This window comes from Ramlibacter sp. GS1-15 (assembly GCF_057785015.1).
Genome location: NZ_JBYNTU010000001.1, coordinates 3172311 through 3196403 on the forward strand (window position 1 = coordinate 3172311; position 24093 = coordinate 3196403).

At 68.2% G+C, this 24093-nt stretch carries 22 protein-coding genes and 1 tRNA gene; 12 read left to right on the forward strand and 11 right to left on the reverse strand.

What is annotated here, in order from left to right:
- Nucleotides 1-13: 13 nt before the first annotated feature.
- Nucleotides 14-967: an MBL fold metallo-hydrolase gene (locus AC3EF3_RS15835; protein ID WP_488533103.1), complete on the forward strand. Its 954-nt coding sequence runs from the start codon at nt 14-16 to the stop codon at nt 965-967.
- A 10-nt stretch (nt 968-977) separates the two neighbouring features.
- On the opposite strand, the gene AC3EF3_RS15840 is transcribed toward AC3EF3_RS15835, so the two are convergent.
- Both AC3EF3_RS15840 and xdhC read right to left on the reverse strand, forming a co-directional pair.
- Nucleotides 978-2174, reverse strand: a complete 1197-nt coding sequence (locus AC3EF3_RS15840) for a urate hydroxylase PuuD (RefSeq protein ID WP_488533104.1) — start codon at nt 2172-2174, stop codon at nt 978-980.
- On the reverse strand, nt 2174-2962 hold the full coding sequence (gene xdhC, locus AC3EF3_RS15845) for a xanthine dehydrogenase accessory protein XdhC (protein ID WP_488533105.1): 789 nt from the start codon (nt 2960-2962) through the stop codon (nt 2174-2176). Before xdhC ends, AC3EF3_RS15840 begins: the two co-directional genes overlap by 1 nt.
- Before the next feature lie 145 nt (nt 2963-3107).
- Between xdhC and AC3EF3_RS15850 the strand changes: the two genes are divergently transcribed.
- A complete protein-coding gene (locus AC3EF3_RS15850) occupies nt 3108-3611 on the forward strand; it encodes a hypothetical protein (protein WP_488533106.1) in 504 nt (167 codons plus the stop codon).
- A 24-nt stretch (nt 3612-3635) separates the two neighbouring features.
- Here AC3EF3_RS15850 and uraH read toward each other — a convergent pair whose 3' ends face one another.
- Nucleotides 3636-3989: a hydroxyisourate hydrolase gene (gene uraH / locus AC3EF3_RS15855; RefSeq protein ID WP_488533107.1), complete on the reverse strand. Its 354-nt coding sequence runs from the start codon at nt 3987-3989 to the stop codon at nt 3636-3638.
- A 31-nt stretch (nt 3990-4020) separates the two neighbouring features.
- Here uraH and puuE point away from each other — a divergent pair, with 31 nt between their 5' ends.
- The 3 genes from puuE to AC3EF3_RS15870 are packed head-to-tail and all read left to right on the forward strand — an operon-like array spanning nt 4021 to nt 7983.
- The gene (gene puuE, locus AC3EF3_RS15860; protein WP_488533108.1) at nt 4021-4956 is read left to right on the forward strand and encodes an allantoinase PuuE; all 936 of its coding nucleotides are present in this window, start codon (nt 4021-4023) and stop codon (nt 4954-4956) included.
- A gap of 1 nt (nt 4957) precedes the next feature.
- Nucleotides 4958-6760 carry a 2-oxo-4-hydroxy-4-carboxy-5-ureidoimidazoline decarboxylase gene (gene uraD, locus AC3EF3_RS15865; RefSeq protein WP_488533109.1) on the forward strand — a complete coding sequence of 601 codons (1803 nt, stop codon included), beginning with the start codon at nt 4958-4960 and terminating at the stop codon, nt 6758-6760.
- Nucleotides 6757-7983 carry a M20 family metallopeptidase gene (locus AC3EF3_RS15870; protein WP_488533110.1) on the forward strand — a complete coding sequence of 409 codons (1227 nt, stop codon included), beginning with the start codon at nt 6757-6759 and terminating at the stop codon, nt 7981-7983. The genes uraD and AC3EF3_RS15870 overlap by 4 nt, the downstream gene beginning before the upstream one ends.
- 122 nt (nt 7984-8105) lie before the next feature.
- On the opposite strand, the gene AC3EF3_RS15875 is transcribed toward AC3EF3_RS15870, so the two are convergent.
- Nucleotides 8106-8372 carry a GlsB/YeaQ/YmgE family stress response membrane protein gene (locus tag AC3EF3_RS15875; RefSeq protein ID WP_488533111.1) on the reverse strand — a complete coding sequence of 89 codons (267 nt, stop codon included), beginning with the start codon at nt 8370-8372 and terminating at the stop codon, nt 8106-8108.
- 350 nt (nt 8373-8722) lie between these two features.
- Here AC3EF3_RS15875 and AC3EF3_RS15880 point away from each other — a divergent pair, with 350 nt between their 5' ends.
- The 7 genes from AC3EF3_RS15880 (at nt 8723) to AC3EF3_RS15910 (ending at nt 14468) form a co-directional block, all read left to right on the forward strand.
- Nucleotides 8723-9208 carry a hypothetical protein gene (locus tag AC3EF3_RS15880; RefSeq protein ID WP_488533112.1) on the forward strand — a complete coding sequence of 162 codons (486 nt, stop codon included), beginning with the start codon at nt 8723-8725 and terminating at the stop codon, nt 9206-9208.
- A gap of 207 nt (nt 9209-9415) precedes the next feature.
- Entirely contained in the window at nt 9416-10627 is a 1212-nt protein-coding gene (locus AC3EF3_RS15885) for a DUF4382 domain-containing protein (RefSeq protein WP_488533113.1), read from the forward strand.
- Between the two features lie 65 nt (nt 10628-10692).
- On the forward strand, nt 10693-11262 hold the full coding sequence (locus AC3EF3_RS15890) for a hypothetical protein (RefSeq protein WP_488533114.1): 570 nt from the start codon (nt 10693-10695) through the stop codon (nt 11260-11262).
- Entirely contained in the window at nt 11259-11492 is a 234-nt protein-coding gene (locus AC3EF3_RS15895) for a hypothetical protein (RefSeq protein WP_488533115.1), read from the forward strand. Before AC3EF3_RS15890 ends, AC3EF3_RS15895 begins: the two co-directional genes overlap by 4 nt.
- Before the next feature lie 292 nt (nt 11493-11784).
- On the forward strand, nt 11785-12375 hold the full coding sequence (locus tag AC3EF3_RS15900) for a hemerythrin domain-containing protein (protein ID WP_488533116.1): 591 nt from the start codon (nt 11785-11787) through the stop codon (nt 12373-12375).
- Between the two features lie 9 nt (nt 12376-12384).
- The gene (locus AC3EF3_RS15905) at nt 12385-13623 is read left to right on the forward strand and encodes a glycosyltransferase (RefSeq protein WP_488533117.1); all 1239 of its coding nucleotides are present in this window, start codon (nt 12385-12387) and stop codon (nt 13621-13623) included.
- Between the two features lie 53 nt (nt 13624-13676).
- Complete coding sequence (locus tag AC3EF3_RS15910) at nt 13677-14468, forward strand: class I SAM-dependent methyltransferase (protein ID WP_488533118.1); 792 nt, start codon at nt 13677-13679, stop codon at nt 14466-14468.
- Here AC3EF3_RS15910 and AC3EF3_RS15915 read toward each other — a convergent pair.
- From AC3EF3_RS15915 to AC3EF3_RS15945, 7 genes are all read right to left on the reverse strand, one after another.
- Nucleotides 14454-14543, reverse strand: a tRNA-Ser gene (locus AC3EF3_RS15915). The two genes, AC3EF3_RS15910 and AC3EF3_RS15915, sit on opposite strands and share 15 nt — an antisense overlap.
- A gap of 17 nt (nt 14544-14560) precedes the next feature.
- Complete coding sequence (locus tag AC3EF3_RS15920; RefSeq protein ID WP_488533119.1) at nt 14561-19378, reverse strand: NAD-glutamate dehydrogenase; 4818 nt, start codon at nt 19376-19378, stop codon at nt 14561-14563.
- A 156-nt stretch (nt 19379-19534) separates the two neighbouring features.
- A complete protein-coding gene (gene hemW / locus AC3EF3_RS15925) occupies nt 19535-20728 on the reverse strand; it encodes a radical SAM family heme chaperone HemW (RefSeq protein ID WP_488533120.1) in 1194 nt (397 codons plus the stop codon).
- Between the two features lie 73 nt (nt 20729-20801).
- Nucleotides 20802-21416 (reverse strand): RdgB/HAM1 family non-canonical purine NTP pyrophosphatase, encoded by a 615-nt coding sequence (gene rdgB, locus AC3EF3_RS15930; RefSeq protein WP_488533121.1) that lies wholly within the window; start codon nt 21414-21416, stop codon nt 20802-20804.
- Nucleotides 21413-22138: a ribonuclease PH gene (gene rph / locus AC3EF3_RS15935; RefSeq protein ID WP_488533122.1), complete on the reverse strand. Its 726-nt coding sequence runs from the start codon at nt 22136-22138 to the stop codon at nt 21413-21415. The genes rdgB and rph overlap by 4 nt, the downstream gene beginning before the upstream one ends.
- A gap of 11 nt (nt 22139-22149) precedes the next feature.
- Nucleotides 22150-23052, reverse strand: a complete 903-nt coding sequence (locus AC3EF3_RS15940) for a PP2C family protein-serine/threonine phosphatase (protein ID WP_488533123.1) — start codon at nt 23050-23052, stop codon at nt 22150-22152.
- Between the two features lies 1 nt (nt 23053).
- Entirely contained in the window at nt 23054-24061 is a 1008-nt protein-coding gene (locus AC3EF3_RS15945; protein ID WP_488533124.1) for a serine/threonine protein kinase, read from the reverse strand.
- Between the last annotated feature and the right edge of the window lie 32 nt (nt 24062-24093).

Consider the following 24093-nt stretch of genomic DNA (forward strand, 5'->3'; position numbering starts at 1 on the left):
GAGGAGCTGACCCATGATCCGATCGCTGCTGCTGGCCATCGCCTTCGCCGTCCCGCTGTCCGCCACGTTCACCGCGCACGCCGAAGCGCCGGCCGCCAAGAGGCAGGCGCCAGGCTGGTATCGCACGAAGGTGGGCGATATCGAAGTCACGGCGCTGCTGGACACGACGGCGAAATTGCCGATGACGCAGTTCCTCACCGGCGCGCCGAAGGAACAGCTCTCGGCCGCCCTGTCGAAGCATTTCCTCGACGACCACCCCGAGCTGTCGGTCAACGCCTTCCTCGTCAACACCGGCAATAAGCTGGTGCTGATCGACACCGGCCTGGGCACCGGCATGGGCTCGAGCCCGATGCTGCTGCGCAACCTGCGCGCCGCCGGCTATCGCCCCGAGCAGGTCGACGAGGTCTACATCACCCACATGCACGGCGATCACATCGGCGGCCTTGCCGCGGGCAACAAGCGCACCTTTCCGAACGCCGTGCTGCGCATCGACAAGGCCGACACGGATTACTGGCTGAGCGACAGCGAGGTGGACAAGGCGCCCCAGGACCAGCGTGACAGCTTCGCCACGGCGAAGGCCATGGTGGGTCCCTACATCGCGGCAGGCAAGTTCAAGCCCTTCGAAGGCGTGACGCAGCTCGTGCCGGGCGTGACAGCCATCCCCGCGCACGGCCACACGCCGGGGCACGCGGTCTACCGCATCGAAAGCCGTGACCAGGTACTGATCCTTTGGGGCGACCTCATGCATGTCGCCGCGGTGCAGTTCGAGAACCCGAAGATCGCGATCAGCTTCGATTCCGACAGCCCGCGCGCGATCGTCGAGCGCGAGAAGGCTTTCGCCGAAGCGGCGGGCAAGCGCTGGATGGTCGGCGCCGCGCACCTGTCGTTCCCGGGGCTGGGGCACATCCGCGCCGAAGGCGGCGGTTATGCCTTCGAGCCGCTCAATTACTCGGCGCTGAGGAACTGAGGCACCGGGATCAGGGCGCCGGGGCGCCCGCCTCGAACCAGCGGCCGATCACCGCCCGCTCCGCGTCGGTGATGCCGGTCGCGTTGTTCAGCGGCATGGTCTTGGCCAGCACGGCCTGCTGGTAGACCTGAGCCGCGAGCGCCTTCAGCGCTTCCGGCGAATCCAGGCGGATGTTCTTCATCTGCAGCTGCTCGCCATGGCACTGGTAGCAGCGCTGGGCGATGACCTTCTGCACGACGGCGTACGTGACGGACTGCGGCGCGGCGGCCGGCGTCGTCGTGGCGGGCCGCAGCCACACAAGCACGCCGGCGATCACGGCGATGCCCGCCAGCGCGTAAGGCAGCGGGTTCGCGTTGCGGCCGAGCTTGAAGCCGTGGCGCAGCACGAAGAACTGGCGGATCGCCGCCCCCGCGACCATCATCGCGAGGAGCACGAGCCAGTTGTGCGGATGCGACCACGTGAAGCTGTAGTGATTGCTCAGCATCGCGAACAGCACCGGCAGCGTGAAATACGTGTTGTGCACGCTGCGCTGCTTGCCGCGAAAGCCGTGGATCGGGTCCACCGGCTCGCCCGCCCGGATCGCGGCCACCACCTTCTTCTGTCCGGGGATGATCCAGAAAAAGACGTTGGCGCTCATCGCCGTGGCGAGCATCGCGCCGACCAGCAGGAAGGCGGCGCGACCCGGGAACACGCGGCACGCGAGCCACGCCGCGGCCCCCACCAGCACGAGCACGATGGCACCGACGATCGCGTCGCCTCTTTCGCGTTCGCCGAACAGCTTGCACACCTGGTTGTAGGCCGACCAGAAGACGTACAGCGACGCGACGGCCAGGACGCCGGCGAGGAATGGCGGCCAGTCGAACAGGTTCCTGTCGACCAGGAACGTGCCCGCATTCCACAGGTACAGCACCGTGAACAGGCCGAAGCCGGTGAGCCAGGTCGAGTAGCTCTCCCAGTAGAACCAGTGCAGGTGGTCCGGCAGCTTCGGCGGGGCCACGGCGTACTTCACCGGGTGGTAGAAGCCGCCGCCGTGCACGGCCCACAGCTCGCCGGTGGCGCCCTCCCTGCGCATGGGTTCGTCGGCCGGCGGCACGAGGCTGGAGTCGAGGAAGACGAAATAGAACGAGGAGCCGACCCACGCGATCGCGGTGATCACGTGCGCCCATCGCAGCAGCAGGTTGGCCCAGTCGAGAAGGTAGGTTTCCATCAGCCTTGGAGTTGCAGGATCTGCGCCACGACGCTCGCGGCGATCACTTCGGGTTGCTTGCCGGCGATGCCGGGAATGCCGATCGGGCAGGTGATGCGCGCGAGTTCGCCGCCCGAGAAGCCGCGCTGCTCCAGGCGATGGCGGAAGGTCGCCCACTTGGTCTTGCTGCCGATCAGGCCGACATAAGGCAGGTCGTCGCGCTCGCGCAGGCGCTTGAGGCACGCGGCGATGACGTCGAGGTCCTCCGCGTGGCTGAAACTCATGACGAGCACGCGCGATCCAGGCACGAGCAGCGGCACGGCCGCCTGCACCGGGTCGGAGTGCTCGCATTCGACGTTGCCGGGCACTTCCTGCGGAAAGACTTCGTCGCGGCTGTCGATCCAGGTCACGGCGAAGGGCAGCGGCGCGAGCGCCTGCACGATCGCGCGGCCGACATGGCCGCCGCCGAACAGCGCCAGGGGTTCGCGCCGGGGGGCGAGCCGCTGCGCAAGCGGCGCGGCATCGGCGCGCGTCACGCGCTCGAAGCGCAACTGCATCGCGCCGCCGCAGCATTGCCCCAGGCTCGGGCCCAGCGTGTACCCGCGCTCGAACGGCACGCCCCCACTGGCCAGCAAGGCGCGCGCCTTGGCGATCGCTTCGAGCTCGACATGCCCGCCGCCGATCGTCCCGTCGATCGCATCGGGGAAAACCAGCATCCAGGCGCCCGCTTCGCGCGGCGCCGAGCCCTGTGTGGACAAGACGGTGACCAGCACCGCGTCCTCATGTTCGAGCCTGCTCGTGAATTTCATGCGGAAGTACGCGGTGTGCTGCTTGAGCGACAAAACTCGATTTCAAAAGGTAACGGCAGTCGTCTTGCTGATCAATATCCCGTTCAATCGATTCCGCATGATGGATGCGCCAATTCGAGCGCGCTTGTTGATGAAGGAGACATCGATGCACTTCGTTCGCCACCTGCGCCTCGGCGCCCCCGCTGCCGTCGTGGCCGCCCTGCTGGCTGCCTGCTCTTCGCCGCCTCCGCCCGCGCCCGTCGCGAAGGCGCCCGCCCCGGTGCAGGCGCCCAAGGCGGCCGAAGCGCCCCTGCCGCCCCCCGCCCACATCTCGCAGGCGACGACGCCGCGCGCCTACCGCACGGACGCGGCCACGCACCTGTACAGCAAGAACCACGATCGCATCTACAAGGGCAAGTTGCCGCCGCTGCTCTATGCCGTCGGCGTGCTGCAGGTGGAAGTCGATGCCCGCGGCAACGTGCGCTCGCTGACCTGGATGCGCGCGCCCTCGCACGCCCCCGAAGTGGTCGCCGAGATCGAACGCACCGTCCGCGCCGCCGCACCTTTCCCGGCACCGACGCGCATGGGCCACGTGGTCTACACCGACACCTGGCTGTGGCACAAGAGCGGCCGTTTCCAGCTGGACACGCTGAGCGAAGGCCAGCTCTGATGTAGTCGGCCTCATCGGTCGGCCTCACGAGCCCCGGTAGGTCGAATAACTGAAAGGGCTCACGAGCAGCGGCACGTGATAGTGCTGCGCCGGCTGGGCGATACCGAAATCGACGCTCACCTTGCCGAGGAAGCTCGGCTCGGGCAGCGCGACCCCGCGCGAGCGGAAGTAACCGGCGACATCGAACACCAGCCGGTACGTGCCCTTCTTCAGGTTGGCCCCCTCCAGTACCGGACCGCCCGCGTGGCGGCCGTCGGCGTCGAGCACGAAGCGCTTGACCAGCGCCGTGTTCGCCCCTGACGTCGAATAGAGTTCCACGGCCATGCCCGCCGCGGGACAGCCGTGCATCGTGTCGAGGACGTGCGTGCTCAGGCCCATGTAACATCCTTCGCTCAGAAGGAAACAGTGTATGGCTTATGACAGCACCGCGCCCTACCCGCGTGACCTCGCGGGCTACGGCCGCACGCCGCCCGACCCGCGCTGGCCGGGGCAGGCCCGCCTCGCGGTGCAGTTCGTGCTCAATTACGAGGAAGGCGGCGAGAACTGCGTGCTGCACGGCGACGCCGGCTCCGAGCAGTTCCTCTCGGAAATGTCCAGCCCGGCGAGCTACCCGGACCGCCACCTGTCGATGGAGAGCATCTACGAGTACGGTTCGCGCGTGGGCGTCTGGCGCATCCTGCGGGAGTTCGAAAGGCGCGGCTTGCCGCTCACGGTCTTCGGCATCGGCATGGCCCTGCAGCGCCACTCGGAGGTGGCCGCCGCGTTCAGCGACCTGGGCCACGAGGTGGCGGCGCACGGCTGGCGCTGGATCCACTACCAGCAGGTGGACGAGGCGACGGAGCGCGAACACATGCGCCTGGCGATCGAAGCGATCACGCGCGCGACCGGCGCGCGGCCGCTCGGCTGGTACACCGGGCGCGACAGCCCGAACACGCGCCGCCTGGTGGCCGACGAAGGCGGCTTCGAATACGACAGCGATTACTACGGCGACGACCTGCCGTTCTGGATGAAGGTGCGCAAGAGTGACGGCACGGTCGTGCCGCACCTGGTCGTGCCGTACACGCTCGATGCGAACGACATGCGGTTTTCGCTGCCGCAGGGCTTCGCGCAGGGCGACGATTTCTTCACCTACCTGCGCGACACGTTCGACGCGCTGTACGCGGAAGGGGCGCAGGCGCCGAAGATGATGAGCGTCGGCCTGCACTGCCGGCTGGCCGGCCGGCCCGGGCGCTTCCTCGCGCTGCAACGCTTCCTCGATCACGTCGCGAAGCACGACCGTGTCTGGGTGTGCCGCCGCATCGAGATCGCCAGGCACTGGAAAGCCGTGCACCCGTTCAAGGATTGAGATGGCGATCACGCTGGACCAGCTGGAAGGCATCTACGAGCACTCGCCCTGGGTGGCGCAGGCAGCCATGGCGCGCGGCCCGTTCCGCTCGCTTGCGCATTTGAAGCACGCACTGGCGCAGGTGGTGCGCGACGCCGGTCGCGAGAAGCAGCTCGAGCTGCTGCGCGCGCACCCGGAGCTTGCAGGCAAGGCGATGGTCGCGGGCACCATGACGACCGAATCGGTCAATGAGCAGGGCCGCGCGGGCCTGTCGCACTGCACGCCCGGGGAATTCGCGAAGCTGCAGCAGCTCAACGCCGATTACAACGCGAAGTTCGGCTTCCCGTTCATCCTGGCCGTGCGTGGGCCGCGCGGCACGGGCCTGACGCGACAGGAGATCATCGAGACCTTCGAGCGGCGCCTGGCCAACCCGGTCGATTTCGAGCTGGCCGAGGCCCTGCGCAACGTGCATCGGATCGCGGAACTGCGCCTCGCCGACAAGTTGGGCATCGAATCCGCGCTGGGCGACTTCGTCTGGGACAAGCTCGAAGCGCTGGCCGGGTTCAGCGATCCGGGCTTCAAGGAAAAAGGCCAGCTCACGGTCACGTACCTGACGGACGCACATCGCGCCGCGGCCGCACGCATCGTCGCCGACATGCAGGAATGCGGTTTCGACGAAGTGGGCATCGATGCGGTGGGCAATGTCGTCGGCGTCTACCATGCAGTGGAGCCCTCCCCTGGAGAGGGGAGGGTCGGGGTGGGGTCGGGCCACAATGACACCGGCACGGTGAGGAGTCGCAGACTCCTCACCGGCTCGCACTACGACACGGTGCGCAATGGCGGCAAGTACGACGGCCGCCTGGGCATCTATGTGCCGATCGCCTGCGTGCGCGAGCTCGCGCGCGCACGCAGGCGACTGCCCTTCGGCATCGAGGTCATCGGATTTTCCGAGGAGGAAGGCCAGCGCTACAAGGCCACCTTCCTCGGCTCCGGCTCGCTGATCGGCCAGTTCAACCCGGCGTGGCTGGACCAGAAGGACGCCGACGGCATCACGATGCGCGACGCGATGCGCCATGCCGGCCTGCCGGCGACGATGGCGGCCATCGCGGCATTGAAGCGCGACGCGAAGCAGTACCTCGGCTTCGTCGAGGTGCACATCGAGCAAGGCCCCGTGCTGAACGAAATCGACCTGCCGCTGGGCATCGTCACGTCCATCAACGGCGGCGTGCGTTACCAGTGCGAGGCGACGGGCATGGCCAGCCACGCGGGCACCACGCCGATGGACCGCCGGCGCGATGCGGCCGTCGCGGTGGCGGAACTCGCGCTCTTTATCGAGCAGCGGGCGGCGCGCGATGGCGATTCGGTCGGCACGATCGGCATGCTCGACGTGCCGGGTGGCTCGATCAACGTCGTGCCCGGCCGCTGCCGGTTCAGTCTGGATCTGCGCGCGCCCACCGACCCGCAGCGCGACGCGCTGGTGGCCGACGTGCTCGCGCGCATGAAGGCCATCGGCGAGCGCCGCGGCGTGCGCTTCGATGGGGAAGAAACGATGCGCGCGGCCGCCGCACCGAGCGATCCCGCATGGCAGGCGCGCTGGGAGCGCGCCGTCGATGTCCTGGGCGTGCCGCTGCATCGCATGCCCAGCGGCGCCGGCCACGACGCGATGAAACTGCACGAGGTCATGCCGCAGGCGATGCTGTTCGTGCGCGGCCAGAACTCGGGCGTCAGCCACAACCCGCTGGAATCGACGACGGCGCACGACATGCAGCTTGCCGTCGAAGCCTTCGCCCAGCTGCTCGAGGACCTCGCGCAAGAACGACAATGAACGACGACTACGAGCGGATCGACGCCTGGGTCGACGCGCACTTCGACGAGGAGGTGCGCTTCCTTCAGGAACTGGTGCGCGTGCCCACCGACACGCCGCCGGGCAACAACGCCCCCCACGCCAACCGCACGGCGCAATTGCTGCGCGATCTCGGCTTCGCGGTCGAGAAGCACCCGGTGCCCGAGGCCCAGGTCCGCGCGCAGGGCATGCAATCGATCACGAACCTGATCGTGCGCAGGCGTTACGGCGAGGGCCGGACCATCGCCCTGAACGCGCATGGCGACGTCGTGCCGCCCGGCGAAGGCTGGACGCACGACCCGTACGGCGGCGAGATCGTGGACGGCAAGCTGTATGGGCGCGCCGCGGCCGTCAGCAAGAGCGACTTCGCGACCTTCACCTTCGCCGTGCGCGCGCTGGAGTCGCTCAAGGCCACGCTGAACGGCGTCGTCGAACTGCATTTCACCTATGACGAGGAATTCGGCGGCGAGCTCGGGCCGGGCTGGCTGTTGCGCCACGGCCTGACGAACCCGGACCTGCTGATCGCGGCGGGCTTCAGCTACGAGGTGATCACCGCGCACAACGGCTGCCTGCAGCTGGAAGTGACCGTGCACGGGCGCATGGCCCATGCCGCGGTGCCGCACACCGGCGTGGACGCGCTGCAGGGCGCGGTGCGAATCCTGCACGCGCTGTACGCGCAGAACGAGGCCTACAAGCGCGTGAATTCGAACGTGCCCGGCATCACGCATCCCTACCTGAACGTCGGGCGCATCGAGGGCGGCACCAACACCAACGTCGTGCCCGGCAAGGTGGTGTTCAAGCTCGATCGCCGCATGATTCCCGAAGAGAAGCCGGAGAACGTCGAGACGACGATCCGGCGCGTGATCGAGGATGCGGCCGCGCTCGTGCCGGGCATCCGGGTCGACATCAGGCGCCTGCTGCTCGCGCACTCGATGAAGCCGTCGCCGGGCAACGCACCGCTGGTCGAAGCCCTGCAGAAACACGGCAGCCAGGTCTTCGGCGAGCCGATCCCGGCGATGGGCACCCCCCTGTACACCGACGTGCGCCTCTATGCCGAGCGCGGCATCCCCGGCGTGATCTATGGCGCCGGCCCCCGCACGGTGCTCGAGTCCAACGCCAAGCGCGCCGACGAGCGCCTCGATCTGGACGATCTGCGCCGGGCGACGAAGGTCGTGGCGCGCGCCCTCTTCGATTTGCTTATGTAGAAAAAAGGAAAACCCTGCGAGGCTGAAGCATCGCAGGGCCGAGGGCCGGCGCGCCTGTCAGGCCAGACGCGGAAATGGGCATGCGGCCCCGGAGGGCCGGAATCCTTGTGCGTCGTCGCCGCTCAGCGCACGCGGCCGCGGCGGAACAGGTTCACGATCGCCAGCAGGATCACCGCGCCGAGCAGCGAGACGATGAACGAGCCGATCGAGAAACCTTCGTTGATGGTGCCGGTGCCCACCAGCGGGGAGATCAGCCAGCCGCCCAGGAAGGCGCCCACGATCCCGACGATGACGTTCAGCAGGATGCCCTGCTGCGCGTCGGTGCGCATGATGAGGCTGGCGATCCAGCCGACGATACCACCCACGATCAACCAGATGATGAAGTTCATACAGTGACTCCTTGCCGCGAACGGCGTGTTGTTGAAGCTGGCCGGCCCTCTGGGTTGCCGACCACCTGCCACCCGCGCATGGGACGGCCGGTGATTGGCAATATCGGCCGCACCCCGTGGCCGGGGCGTAGTCGCCATTGGAGCCTCATCGTGCGGGCAAGCCGCATGGCGGCGTCGGACGCTCCCTACCCACGGCTGGGCTTGTGCGCAGGGACAGGGCGCGCAGGCGGACGTCCTACTTGGCGCTTCGCCGTGCTCCGCCGTCCACGCGCTGCTTCTTCCGGCATGGAGGCGCTGGCCGGCTCCCTAGACTGCATGCATCGAGGCGAGTCACCGCAGGAGTTTTCAAGATGAGATCACTCGACAAGACGCTGTCACGCAAGAGCCTGGCTTCCTTCGGCGCCATGACCGTGTTCGCGGTCACCGCCATGGCGGCGCAGGTGGCCGGCAACCAGTTCCCCGAGGGCGCGCCCCTGGACAAGAGCGGCAGCTACCAGGCCGAAATCCAGGCATGCAAGGCCGGCAAGACCGCCGAGGACCAGGCAACCTGCATGAAGGAGGCACGCAACGCGCAAGCCGACAAGAAGCGCGGCGTGCTCGACAACTCGAACGGCCAGTTCGAAGCCAACGCCCGCGCGCGCTGCAATGTGCTGACCGGCGAGGACAAGTCGGCGTGCGAGGCGCGAATGATGGGATACGGGACGGTATCGGGCAGCGTTGCCGGTGGCGGGCTGCTGCGCGAAGTCGAGACCGTCGTCACGCCGCCGGGCGAGGGATCCGTAACGGCGGCACCGAAGACTTCGGACCCGGCCGCCCCGGTGCCGGCGCAGAAATAGAACGCGAAGGAAGTCTTCGCCAGGGAGACAGCGGGCCCACGCGGCCCGCTTTTTTTGGCACCCTGGACCGTTGTCTTTTCCGCGATTTCGTTGCGTCTTCTGTTGCAAACAGTGTCAATCGAGCCGCCTCGTCACGTTTGCTCACGTCGCGCGCAGCCACAGCCTTGAGCATCGCCCCACCCCAACAACTTCAGCCAGGCATTACGCATGAAGAAGAGCAGCAACCTGCAGTGGATCGGACTGGCCGTGTGGAGCGGCATCGTGGCAGCGGGCGTGGTCGCCTGCGGCGGTGGCGGCGATGGCGGTGCGGCGCAGGGCTCGATGCGTTTCGCCCTGACCGACGCGCCCGCCTGCGGCTGGGACCACGTCTGGGTCACGGTGGAAAAGGTCAGCGTGCACACCAGCGCGACCGCTTCCGACACCGACGCGGGCTGGACCGACCTCACGCTGTCGCCGGCGCGCCGCATCGACCTCCTCTCGCTCACCAACGGCGTGCTCGAGGAACTGGGCACGGTGCCGCTCGCGGCCGGCCATTACTCGCAAGTGCGTCTCGTGCTGGCGTCCAACACGGGCAACGCGAACCCGCCGGCCAACGCCGTGCAGCCCACGGGCGGGTCGGTCGTCGCCCTGTCCACGCCCAGCGGCCAGCAAAGCGGCCTGAAGCTGCAGGTCCACACGGACGTCGCCCCCGGCCAGATGGCCGACCTCGTGCTCGACTTCGACGCCTGCCGCTCCGTCGTGAAATCCGGCAGCTCCGGCCAGTACCAGCTCAAGCCCGTGATCTCGGTCGTGCCGCGCATCGTCTCGGGCATCCAGGGTGTCGTGACGAGCACGCTCGCGCTCAGCAGCACGACGATCTCGGCCCAGCAGAACGGCGCGGTAGTCCGGGCGACCACGCCCGATTCGAGCGGCAACTTCTCGATCCCGTTCCTGTCGGCCGGCACGTACACGCTGGTCATCACATCGGATGGGCGCGCCACCGGCGTCGTCACCAGCGTGCCCGCGGGCACCACGACCACCGTCGTGAGCACGGCTGCGGCGCCGATCGTGCTGCCGACCTCGTCGATGGCCGACGTGACAGGCACCGTGACGGCCAGCACGCTGGCCAACGGCAGCACCGTGACCACCGCGGTGACCGATGCCACGATGCGCGCGCTGCAGGCGCTCACGGGCGGACCGCAGATCGAAGTGGCGAGCCAGCCCGTCGACGCGACCGCCGGCAGCTACCACTTCCGCCTGCCCATGGCCGCCCCGGTCAAGGGCGCTTATGCGGCCGGCACGACCACGCTCACGCTGACGCCCGATTCCACCGTGGCTGGCAAATACACGATCGAAGCTTCCGCGCCGGGCCGGTCCACGCTGACGAAGCCGGCGGACGTGAGCTCGACCAGCAGTGCCCAGGTGAACTTCGGCTACTGACCAGCTGATCCGAAATCGGCCCCGTCCTACAGACGGGCCGGTCTCGGCCGATACGCTAGGACGCCGTGTCCACCCGCAACATCCGCGACACGCTCGCCGCCCGCTCCTTTCCCGCCATCCTCGCGATGGCCATGGTGGGGTTCGGTCTGTACTTCGACCAGGCCGCGTCGTCGCTGGCCGCGCAGCAGCAGCAGGGCGCGGCAATCGACACCGCGCTGGCCCGCGAAGCTGCGTCGCCCGAAGTGCGGCGCATCGCGCGGTGGGCAGTGGCCACGCAGGATGCTGCGGGCCTGCCCTTCGTCGTCGTCGACAAGGTGCAGTCGCGCATCTTCGCTTTCGATCCGCAGGGGCATCCCACGGGCAACGGCGCATTGCAGGCCGGCCCGGACGTGCTCGCCTCCGGCCGGCTCGTCGCCGACCCGCTCGCGTCCGCACGCACCGGCGCCATCGTGTGGGCGAACGCCAGCACCCAGCTCGCGGTGCGCTCCGTGACCAGCGACCGCGCGCCGGCCGCCGACAGCACATCCCTGCAGGTCGATCCCGGATTCTGGTTGGAACGCCTGGCGGCCCTGCGCACGCAACCGAGCGTGGCGTACGTGCTGCCGCAAGGCTACACGGCAAGGAGACCGTCATGAGCAGTCAAGGGACGGGCAAAGGCGCGGGTCGGGGCCCGGAAGCGGGCCACGCGCGGCATGGGCCGCGCAGCGAGGTCAACTGGGAGGGCGGTTCGGGTCGCCAGCCCTACGCCAACCAGGGCGCGCAGGAAACGACCGAATCGGACAACCATGAAGTGCCCGAAGGCAATCGCGGCGACATGTCCGGCCGCAACCAGGAACAGCTGGACGAGGCCAGGCGCAAGCCCTGACCGCGTCCGCTGCGGGTGGGGTCGTCAGATCACGTGCAGCAGCATCAGCAGGATGACGACGACGAGCGGCACGCCCAGAAGCCAGAGGATGACAGGCATTTCGGATCTCCCATGAGTTGTCGATGCTTCTCAGGCTAGGCGGCGCTCCCGCCGCAGCCTGAGCGCCGCCGCCACGAAGCGCGGTAGGCACCTGCCTACAGCCGCGCAGCGCATTTCGAACGAGCCCGCGTCCGACACGGCCCCGAGCGCTGAGGCTTTCCAATGGCGTTCGGACTTGCTGCCAAGGACCGCCATGGACTCGTTGCTCAGCCGAATCTCCCCCAGCGTCACCAACATGATCCGCATGGACCACAGCCATGTGCTCACGACCTTCCACCAGTACGAGGCCGACGCCTCGCCGCGCGTGAAGAAGGGCCTGGCGGACCAGGTATGCGTGGCGCTCGAGATCCACGCGCAGCTCGAAGAGGAAATCTTCTACCCGGCATTGCGCGCCGTCGCCGACACGGAGTTCGTGCGCAAGAGCGTGCCGGAGCACGACGAGATGCGGCGCCTCATCAACCAGCTGCGCAAGCTCGAGCCCACCGCCGCCGGCTTCGACGAGACCTTCTACCAATTGATGAACAACGTGATGCATCACGTCGCCGATGAGGAGACGCTGCTCCTGCCGGCGGCGGAACGCGTACTGGCCGACCAGCTCGGCGAGCTGGGTGCGCGCATGACCAAGCGCCGCCTGCAACTGGCCGCACCGCGCACCGGCGAGATCGCCGGCAGCATGGCGCGCTCGATGGGATCGGGCGCCATCGTGGCGGGCGCCGGCGCGCTGCTGGCTTGCAGCTACCTGCTGTCGCGCCCGCGCAGCCGGCATGCACGCACGCGCACCTGAAGGACTCGCATGCAGGCGATCGTCGTCTTCTCGCACCTGCGCTGGAATTCCCTCTACCAGCGGCCCCAGCACCTGCTCACCCGGCTCGCGCGGCATTGGCGAGTGGTCTTCGTCGAGGAGCCCATGGCCGGCGCGGGGCGCAACGAACTCCAAGTGTTCGAGGCCGCCCCGGGCGTGCAGGTATGGCAGCCGCGGGTGACGGGCGATGCCCCCGGCTTCCACGACGACCACCTTCCGGTGCTGCAGCAGCTGCTGGCCACCGGCATCCGCGAGCACGACGTGCGCGACTACTGGGTGTGGTTCTACACGCCGATGGCCGTGCCGCTCGCGTCGTGCCTGCAGCCACGCGGCATCGCGTACGACTGCCTGGACGAACTCGCGCACCTACCGGGCGCGCCACGGCAGCTCCTGCAACGCGAGAACGCCTTGTTCAAGAGGGCGGACCTGGTCTTCACGGCCGGGCGCAGCCTGTACCACGCCAAGCGCCTGCGCCATCCGGACGTGCACTGTTTCCCGAGCGGCGTCGATGCGCAGCACTTCGCGGGCGCGCGCGCGGACCATCCGCTTCACGCCGGCATCCCGCGTCCCCGACTGGGCTACAGCGGGGTGATCGACGAGCGCATCAACCTCGAGCTGCTCGATGCGATCGCCAGGGCCCGGCCCGAGTGGAACCTCGTGATGGTCGGCCCGGTGGTGAACGTCGATGCGGCGCGCCTGCCCCGCCGCGACAACATCCACTGGCTGGGGCAGCAAGGCTACGAGGACCTGCCGCGCCTCATCTGCGGGTGGGACGTGTGCCTGCTGCCATACTCGCTGGGCGACTCCACCCGGTACATCAGCCCGGCCAAGACGCTCGAGTACATGGCCTGCGGGCGTCCGTCGGTGAGCACGTCGATCCGCGACATCGTCGAACCCTACGGCCACGTCGTGCGCGTGGCCGACACGCCGGAAGGCTTCATCGCCGACATCGAGATGCTGATGGCCCGCACGCCGGCGCAGCAGGACGAGCATGCGCGCCTGCTCAAGGAGATCGCCGCTGGCAGTTCATGGGACGCCGTCACGGGCAGCATCGCCGAGCTGCTCGCGCAGGCCGACGAGATCGCCGACAGCAACGCGGCGTTCGCGAAGCCGCAGCCGACGATGGACGAGAAGGAGCCGGTGCCGCTGTACCTCGCCAATGCGGCCCAGGCGCTGGCGATCGTCGCGCCACCGGACCCGGACGGCCGGCGCACGGCGACTGGCGGCTGACGCGTCGCCTGCCTATAGTCGCAGCACGCGACCTGTCGCGTGAGGAGCATGGCATGGCCGACACGATCCGCTTCGAGGACGGCGCGGGCTACGAACGCGTGATGGGCATCTGGAGCCGCAGGGCCGGCGCACGTTTCCTCGACTGGCTCGCCGCGCCGCACGGCTGGCGCTGGGTCGACGTGGGCTGCGGCAACGGCGCGTTCACCCAACTGCTGGCGGAGCGCTGCGCGCCCGCGGCCGTGACGGGCGTCGATCCGTCGGCGGGGCAGCTCGATTACGCGCGCTCGCGACCCGGCGCGAGCGGCGCCGCCTACCTGCAGGGCGACGCGATGGCGCTTCCCGTGGGCGACGCCGGTTTCGATGCGGCCGTGATGGCGCTCGTGCTGTTCTTCGTCCCCGAGCCCGCGCGCGGCGTCGGCGAGATGGCGCGCGTGGTGCGGCCGGGCGGCCTCGTGAGCGCGTACGCCTGGGACATCCTCGGCGGCGGCTTTCCCCTCGCGAAGATGCAGGACGAGATGCGCGCCCTCGGCATCGACGTGCTGTATCCGCCCAGTGTCGAATCCGCGACTATCGAGAACATGCGCAGCCTGTGGTCGGCCGCGGGCCTGGTCGACATCGCGACGACGGTGATCGAGGTGACCGGCACCTACGACAGCTACGAGGACCTCTGGGAGACCACCCTCCTCGCCTCGAGCATCCGGCAGCGCGTGCTGCCCCAGCCCGCCGAAGTGCAGGCCCGGCTGAAGGACAGGCTGCGCCGGCGCTGCGACGAGGACACGGATGCGCAAGGGCGCATCACGTGGAAGGCGCGGGCGAATGCGGTGCGCGGATGGCGGAGAGTGTGAGATTCGAACTCACGGATGTCTTTCGACATCGCCGGTTTTCAAGACCGGTGCATTCAACCGCTCTGCCAACTCTCCTGGCCTGCCGATTCTAGTCAGTCGACCAGGTTCCGCAGCTCGCGCAGTGCCACCGACAGCATCGCCAGGTCCGGCGCGGTGAGTTCGGCCAGTTCGCCCACGAGGCGCCTGGCACGCGCGAACGCCATCGGGTTGCGCTGCTCCCAGCCTTGCAGCTTGTCGGCCGCCGTGCCGTCGCCGCCCTTGACGGCGTCGAGCGCGATCGAGCGATGCAGGGCCGCGAGGTCGTCCGCCAGCGCGATCTTCGCGAGCGCCTGCCAGTGGCTGTCGGCGGGCAGCAGCTCGATCTGCTGGCGCAGCTTCTCCAGTCCCAGGCGCTCGCCGACGCCGAAGTGCACCTCCGCCGTGACGGCCAGCGTGCTGCCTGCGCCCTCGGCGATCTCCGCCACGTCGAGCGCGCTGAACAGCCGCTCGGCACTGCCGACCTGCTGCGCGAGCGGCGCGGGCACGCCGGCGGTCGTCCACGCGGCGACGCGCGGGTGCTGCGCGGCTTCCGGCTCCAGCCGTGCGCGCAAGGCCTGCACGGCCGGGGCCAGGCGCTGCATGACTTTCTCCATCGGCTCGGCCAGTCGCCGTGAGCGCAGGAACCATGTCGTCGCCCGCGCGAGGAGGCGCCGCCACTCGAGGATCATGTCCCCTTGCATCTCGTCGGGCACCTGGTTGTCCAGGGCCTCGATGCGCTGCCACAGCTCGACGCTGCCGAAGGATTCGCGTGCGAGCAGGTAGGCCCGCACGACCTGGGCCGGCGCGGCCCCGGTCTGCTCGGCGAGCTGGGCCACGAATGTCGGCCCGACGCGGTTGATCATGCTGTTGATCACGTGCGTCGAAATGATCTCGCGGCGCAACGGGTGCTTGTCGACGTAGGCACCGAATTTCTTCGACAGCGCCCCCGGGAAGTAGCGGTGCAGCGCCGTGGCCACCCAGGCGTCCTCGGGCAGGTCGGAGGCCAGCACCTCCTCGTACAGCCACATCTTGCTGTATGCGAGCAGCACGGCCTGCTCCGGCGTCGTGAGGCCCAGGCCCTTCAGGCGGCGCTGCGCGATCTCGTCGTCCGCGGGAAGGAACTCGATGCCGCGATCCAGCTTGCCCTCCTTCTCCAGGAATCGCATGAAGCGCGTGTGCTCCTCGAGCATTGCCGGCGCGATACGCCTGCCCAGCGACAGCGCCTGCGTCTGGAAGTAGTTGTCGCGCAGCACGAGCGCGGCGACCTCATCGGTCATGGTGGGCAGGAACGCGTTGCGCTCTTCGGGCGTGAGCTTCCCACCGGCTTCGACCAGGCCCAGCAGGATCTTGATGTTGACCTCGTGGTCCGAGGTGTCGACGCCGGCGGAGTTGTCGATCGCGTCTGTGTACAGCCGCACGCCGGCCAGCGCCGCCTCGACGCGCCCGCGCTGCGTGAACCCGAGGTTGCCGCCTTCGCCCACGACCTTGCAGCGCAACTGGTTGCCGTTCACGCGCAGCGCGTCGTTGGCCCGATCGCCGACGTCGCTGTTCGACTCGTGGCTGCTCTTCACGTAGGTGCCGATGCCGCCGTTGTAGAGCAGGTCGACCGGCGCCTTCAGGATCGCGGAGATCAGCTCCGTCGGGTTCAGCGACTGGGCCTCGATGCCCAGCACGGCACGGGCCTGCGGCGACACGGGAATCGATTTCTCCGATCGCGCCCACACGCCACCGCCTTCGGAGATGAGCGACGTGTCGTAATCCGCCCAGGACGAGCGCGGCAGCTTGAACATGCGCTCGCGCTCGGCGAAGGACTTCGCCGTGTCCGGGTCCGGGTCGATGAAGATGTGGCGGTGGTCGAACGCGGCCACCAGCTTGATGTGCCTGGACAGAAGCATGCCGTTGCCGAACACGTCGCCCGACATGTCGCCGATGCCCACGACGGTGAAGTCCGCCGACTGTGTGTCCAGGCCGAGTTCGCGGAAGTGGCGCTTCACCGATTCCCAGGCGCCGCGCGCCGTGATGCCCATGACCTTGTGGTCGTAGCCGATGCTGCCGCCCGAGGCGAACGCATCGCCCAGCCAGTGGCCGTATTCGGCACTGATCTGGTTCGCGTAATCGGAGAATGTCGCGGTGCCCTTGTCGGCCGCCACGACGAGGTAGGGATCGTCGCCGTCGATGCGCACGACTTGCGGCGGTGGCACCACCTTGCCGCCCACCAGGTTGTCGGTGAGATCGAGCAACCCGCGCAGGTACTCCTGATAGCACGCGATGCCTTCCTTCATGAACGCATCGCGGTCGCTGGCCGGCGGCGCCTTCTTCAGCACGAAGCCGCCCTTGGAGCCCACCGGCACGATGACGGTGTTCTTCACCATCTGGGCCTTCACCAGCCCCAGCACCTCGGTGCGGAAATCGTCCGGCCGGTCGGACCAGCGCAGGCCGCCGCGGGCCACCTTGCCGCCGCGCAGGTGCACGCCCTCGAAGCGAGGCGAGTACACGAAGATCTCGTACAGCGGCCGGGGCTGCGGCATGCCGGGAACGGCCGCCGAATCGAACTTGAAGCTGAGGAACTGCCGGCGCGGGCCCGGCGCGCCGGAATGCCCGATGCCCGTGCGCCAGTAGTTCGTGCGCAGCGTGGTCTGCACCAGCGCGAGCAACTGGCGCAGCACGCGATCGTCGGTGAGGTTGCTCACCTTCTCCAGCGCCTGCTCGATCGCACGCACCTGGGACGCTGCCCCTTCCTCGTCGCGCTTGGCGGGATCGAAGCGCAGCTTGAACAGGCCCACCAGCATGCGGGCGATGCGCGGATGCGTGCCCAGCGTCGCGGCGATCGTGCCTTGCGATTGCGCGAAACCGATCTGCTTGAGGTACTTCGCGTAGGCGCGCAGGATCACGACCTCTTCGGCCGAGAGTCCCGCGAGCAGCACGAGCCGGTTGAAGTCGTCGCTCTCGACCTCGCCGCGCATCACGCGTGCCAGCGCCTCCTCGAAGAGTCGCGCCAGCGTTTCGGGTTCGATCTCACCCGTCAGGCGCGCTTGCAGCTCGAAATCGTGCAGCGCGATGCCTTCACTGCCCGCCAGGCCGTCGATGCGCCAGCTCGACTCGCCCAGCACGCGCAGGCCCATGTGCTCGAGCATGGGCAGGCTGTCGGACAGGACGAGCGGGGCGCCCAGGCGATAGACCTTCAGGCCCAGCGCGCCTGCATCGGCCTCCCCGTCACGGTGGTACAGCGCCAGCGCGAACGGCTGCTCGCTGGACAGCGACGCGAGCTTGCGCACGTCGGGCACGGCTTGCGCGGCCGCGAAGCGCTCGCGGTAGCCGGCGGGGAACGCGGACGACCAGCGTTTGTAGAGCCCGATGCCTGCGCCCTCGCCTTCCAGGCGCACCAGCGCATCCCGCAGGTCGTCGTCCCAGCGTCGCGCCGCCGCGGCGAGCTGGCGCTCCACGTCCTTGACGTCGACCGCCGGCAGCCTGCCCGGCGTCGTACGCACGGTGAAGTGGATGCGCGCGAGCACCTGCTCGGTCAGCGTGACGTCGAACTCGGCGCTGCTCGCGTTGAAGGCGCGCAGGAGGATGCGCTGGAACTTGATGCGCAGGTCCGTCGAATACGCGTCGCGCGGAACGAACACCAGGCAGGAGATGAAGCGCTCGAACGGGTCGGTCCACGCGAACAGGCGCAGCCGCTGCCGCTCGCCGAGCGAGACGATGCCCAGCGCCGTCTCGTACAGGTCATCGTCCGGGATCTGGAACAGGTCGTCGCGCGGATACGTCTCGAGCACGTGGGCCAGCGCCTTGGAAAGGTGACCGCCGGGCGGGAAGCCGGCGCGGTCGATCGCCTGCTGCACCTTGCCGCGCAGCAGCGGAATCTCCGAGACGCGCGAGCTGTAGGCCGTGGAAGTGAAGAGCCCGATGAAGCGGTGCTCGCCGATCACCTCGCCTGCGTCGTTGTAGCGCTTGATGCCCACGTAATCGGTGTAGCCGGACCGATGCACCGTCGAGCGCGTGTTCGACTTCGTCACGACCAGCAGCGGCAGCGTCGAGGCCGCCACGGCACGCGCCTGCGGCGGCAAGGCAGAGAAGGTGGCCGAGGTTTTCTCCTGCGCACTCTCGCGCAACAGGCCCAGCCCGCTGCCCGCCACCGGTTTCAGGACGACGTCGCCGCCTTGCCGGATCAGCTCGTTCTGGCGGTACCCGAGCAAGGTCATGTGGCCATCGGCGAGCCACTGCAGGAAGGCACGCGCCTCCTCCACGGCGGCATCGGGCACGGTGGACGGCGGGTTCGCGAGTTCCGCGATCGCCACGCCCAGGCGCGCGAGCATCGGTTTCCAGTCGTGCACGGCGCTGCGCACGTCGCCCAGGACGCGCTGCAGGCCCGCTTCGAGCGCCTCGCGCTCCTCGGCGTCGATCAGGCGGTCGACCTCGATGTGCATCCACGACTCGCGCGGCGCCTGCGGCGATTGCGCGCGCGGCATGATGTCCTGCAGGCGTCCTTGTGCGTCGCGCTCCACCGCGAAAATCGGGTGCACGATCAGGTGCAGCGTCAGGCCCTGCCGGTTGGTTTCCAGCGTCGTGGAGTCGACCAGGAACGGCATGTCGTCGTTGACGACCTGGATGATCGAGTGCTTCGACGTCCAGCCGTTCTCGCCCGGCGTCGGGCTGAAGATCCGCAACCGGAGTTCCCCGCGCTTGCGCGTTTCGCCAAGTTCCAGGTGCGAGAGCAGCGCTCCCAGCAGGTCCTCGGGCATGCGGTCGCCGATGTCCTCGGGCGCCAGGCGGCGGAAGTAGTCGGGGGCGATCGCCTGCACCTTCTTCAGGCGCGCGGCGTCGAGTTTCGATGCGGCGAGCGAGAGCACGGCATCGACGCGGTTGTGCAGGACCGGTGTGGCGGCGTTCATGGGCTGTTTTCCCCTTCGTGTTGTCTCCGACGGCCGCGGACGCTCGTGACATCCCCGCCGCGTGGCCGAACTCTAGGCTTCGCCGCCCGCCGGGGCAAATGCCGGTTGGGACGACCCCTATGCAAAAGATGCATTAGGACGCCGCAAGGCGGGGAATCAGAGGAACAGCTGCTGCAGGTCCGACAGGAAATCGAAGCCGCGCTGGGTCGGCTTCACATGCGCGAGGTCGCGCTCGATCAGGCCGCGGCGCTCGGCCTCCTGCAGGGGCTTCCCGATCGCCGTGATCGGGAGGCCCGTGCGCTCGGTGAAGAGCGACAGCGCAAAACCCTCGCGCAGGCGCAGCGCATTGAGCATGAACTCGAAGGGCAACTGGTCGCGCGGCACCTCATCGGATTGCGCGACGGCGTTGCCGGCGAGCGCGTTCTCCATGTACAGCCTCGGCTCGCGGTTGCGCACCTGCCGCACGATGCGGTGCGGGAAACTCAATTTGCCGTGCGCGCCCGCGCCTATGCCCAGGTAATCGCCGAATTGCCAGTAGTTCACGTTGTGCCAGCAACGGTGACCTGGTTTGGCGTAGGCCGAGACTTCGTAGCGTTCGAATCCCGCACCGCTGGTCATCTCCGTGATGCGGTCGAGCATCGAATAGGCGAGGTCGTCCTCGGGCACCTTCGGCGGGAACTTGGCGAAATACGTGTTCGGCTCGATGGTCAGGTGATAGACCGACAGGTGCGGCGGCATGAGCGCGATCGCCTGCGTGAGGTCGTCTTCGAGCTGCTCCATCGCCTGGCCCGGCAACGCGTACATCAGGTCGATGTTGAAGGTGTCGAACGCGAGCTGCGCCTCCTCCACCGCGGCGATCGCCTGGGCGCGATCGTGCACGCGGCCCAGCGCCTTCAGGTGCGTGTCGTTGAAGCTTTGCACGCCCACCGACAGGCGCGTGACACCGGCGGAGCGGAACGCGCGGAAGCGGTCCTTCTCGAACGTTCCGGGATTCGCTTCCAGCGTGATCTCGCAGTCGGGCGCGAGCTTCAGGCGAGCGCGGATGTCCGACAGCAGCCGGTCGATGCCCTTGGGCGAGAACAGGCTGGGCGTGCCGCCGCCGATGAAGATGCTGTGCACCTCGCGGCCCCACACCAGCGGCAGCGAGGCTTCCAGGTCGGCGACGAGCGCGTCGAGGTAGCGCTGCTCCGGCATCTCGCCCGAAACGATCTCGTGCGAGTTGAAATCGCAATACGGGCACTTGCGCAGGCACCACGGCAGGTGCACGTAGAGCGACAGCGGTGGCTGCGCGCCGAGGTGCAATGTGCCGGGGCGCAGGTAGGTCTGGACGAGGTCGGCCGTGGAAGTCACAGCCCAATTCTCCGCCGGGCCGCCCCAAGGAGAATTGCGCCCCCTCGGGGGGCAGTGACACGGCTCTGCCGCGTCACGTGGGGGCCAACCATGCCTGACGGATGAGCTCCACCATCTGCCGGGCCGCCTTCCCGCGATGGCTGTTGGCGTTCTTCACCTCGACCGGCAGCTGCGCGAAGGTCTTGCCGAATTCGGGGATGAACATCACCGGATCGAACCCGAACCCGTGGCTGCCGACCGGTTCGCGCGTGATCTCGCCGATCGCGCGCCCGACGGCGATGAGCGGCTCGGGGTCCTCGGGGCTGCGCATGGCCACCAGGGTGCTCACCAGCGCCGCGCGCCGGTTCGTCACGTCCTTCATCTGATCGAGCAGCGCACGCACGTTGTTCGCGTCGCCCTTCGCGTAGCCGAACCGCGTGGCGTAAAACGCGGTGTCGACGCCCGGCAGACCGCCGAACGCATCGACGCACAGGCCGGCGTCGTCGGCGATGGCGGGCAACTTGCCTTCGCGCGACGCGTGGCGGGCCTTGGCCAGCGCGTTCTCGACGAAAGTGCGATGCGGCTCCTCGGCTTCGCCGATGCCCAGGTCCTTCTGCGCCACCAGCTCGATGCCCAGCGGCGCGAACATGGCCTGCAGCTCCCTGAGCTTGCCGGGATTGTTGGACGCCAGAATGATCCGGTGGATCACGCCTTCAATGCCTTGGTTTGCAGCTCGATCAATTCGCCGATGCCCTTCTCGGCGAGCCGCAGCAACTCGTCCATCTCGGCGCGCGTGAACGCCGCGCCTTCGGCCGTGCCTTGCACCTCGACGTAATGGCCCTTGCCGGTCATCACCACGTTCATGTCGGTGTCGCAGTTCACGTCCTCGATGTATTCGAGGTCCAGCAGCGGCGTGCCCTCGACGATGCCGACCGAAATCGCGGCCACCGGCGCGAGGATCGGCGACGCGGCGAGCTTGCCTTCCGCCATGAGTTTCGTCACCGCATCCTGCGCCGCGACGAATGCGCCCGTGATCGCCGCCGTGCGCGTACCGCCGTCGGCCTGCAGCACGTCGCAATCGAGCTGGAGGGTGCGTTCGCCCAGCAGCTTGAGGTCGAACACGTTGCGCATGGAGCGGCCGATCAGGCGCTGGATTTCCTGCGTGCGGCCGCTTTGCTTGCCCCTGGCCGCCTCGCGATCGGAGCGCGTGTGGGTCGAACGCGGCAGCATGCCGTATTCGGCGGTGACCCAGCCCTCGCCGCTGCCGCGCTTGTGCGGCGGCACCTTCTCTTCGACCGAGGCCGTGCACAGCACGCGCGTGTTGCCGAATTCGATCAGCACCGAGCCTTCGGCATGGATGGTGTAGCCGCGCGTGATGCGCACGGGACGCAGCTGGTCGGCGGCGCGACCGCCGCTTCGGATGTAGGTCATGGGACGGGAGCTTAGGACTTTCGGGCCGCGGAGCGCCGGATCGCCTCGTTGATCTCCGCGATCGAGCGTTCGATCGCGGCATCGTCGAGGTCATCCACCAGGGTGTCGAGCACGCCCGACTGGATGGTGGAGGCGAACACGCCTTCGCTGATGCTGTCGGTGGAGACGCCGTGCGTGGATTCGAACGCGTCGGGCGTCTCCCATTCGAACGCGATCACGGTCACGTTGTCGCTGTGGTCGCCGCCGGTGCGCAGCGCCGATTCGACGAGGTCGGGCACGGCATCGGCCACCGCCTTGGTCGACAGCTGCGCGACGATCTCGTCGTCCTGCACGCTGCTCCACAGGCCGTCCGAGCACAGCAGGATCTTGTCGCCCTGCTGCAGGGTCACCGGCCCGGTCACGTCGAAGACCGGTTTGGTGGGCGAGCCCAGGCACGTGAAGAGGATGTTGCGGTTGATGCGGTCCAGCTTGATCACGCCCGCGTTCTGCTGCTCGATGTACGAATGGTCGCGCGTGCGCGTCAGCAACTCGCCGTCGCGCGTGACGTACAGGCGCGAATCGCCGCAATGCACCCAGGTGGCCGTCGTGCCTTGCACGATGCAGGCAACCAGCGTGGTGCGCGGGGTGTCGAGCATGCCCTTCTCGCTCGCATACCGGATGATCTGGTGGTGGGCCGTCATCAGTGCGGTGGAGAGGAACTCCGGCACATCCTGCACGACGGGACGCGCTTCCTTCTGGAAGAGCGCCGAGATGGTCTGCAGTGCGAGCTGCGCGGCGACCTCGCCCTCCGGGTGGCCGCCCATGCCGTCGGCCAGCACGAACAGGCCCGATTCCCGCGTGTAGCAATAGCCCATGCGGTCCTCGTTCTTCTCGCGACCGCCCTTGCGGCTGATCTGGAAAACGGAGAATTTCATTTCACTTGGCCTTGGCGCCGAACTTGGTCGCCCGCGCCACGCTCTTCTTGGTGTCGGACACCATGTTGTCGAACTGCAGGCGCATCTTCTCCCCGACGGACAGCTTCGTGTAGCGGCGCTCGCCCTCGCGCGAAAGCTCCTTCTGCAGCGCGAAGACGGATTGCGGGCGCGACAGCGGATCGAGCGACATGCACCACTCTACAACTTCGATCAGGTTGTCCGAATAGACTCCGCGCAGGCGTGACAGGGCCAGCGCCAGCCGGTCCTTCTCCAGGCGCTGCGGTGCGTCGTTGGGCGGGTAGCCCTGCATGCAGGCGTAGATGCACGCGCCGATGGCGTAGATGTCCGTCCACGGGCCCATCGACGAATCGCGCCGGTACATCTCCGGCGCGGCGAAACCCGGCGTGTACATCGGGCGGATGAAGTTGCCTTCCTTGGACAGCACCTCGCGCGCGGCGCCGAAATCGATCATCACCGCCTTGTTGTCGTCGGTGATGAAGATGTTGGCGGGCTTGATGTCCAGGTGCAGCATCTTGTGCTGGTGCACGATGCGCAGGCCGCGCAGGATCTCGTCGAACAGCGACCGGATGGTCGATTCGCGGAACACCTTCTGCTTCTTCAGCTCGCGGGCGGTGATGATGAAATCCTGCAGGGTGGCGCCCTCCAGGTAATTCATCACCATGTAGACGGTTTCGTTCTCGCGGAAGAAATTGAGCACGCTCACGACCGAGGCGTGCGAGATCTGCGCGAGCGAGCGGCCTTCCTCGAAGAAGCTTTTCAGGCCGAGGCGATAAAGGGAAAGCTTTTCCGGCGCGACCTGCGGCAGCAGCTCGCCGGGGGCGCGGGTGGCCAGCGATGCGGGGAGGTATTCCTTGATCGCGACCTGCTGCCCCTCGTTGTCCACGGCGAGGTACACCACGCCGAAGCCGCCCGACGAGAGCTTGCGCACGATCCGGTAACCACCGATGACGGTGTCCGGCGGCAGCGGCGCGGGCTTGACCTTGGACATGATTCAGAATGTAGGGTCAGACCGGGCGACCC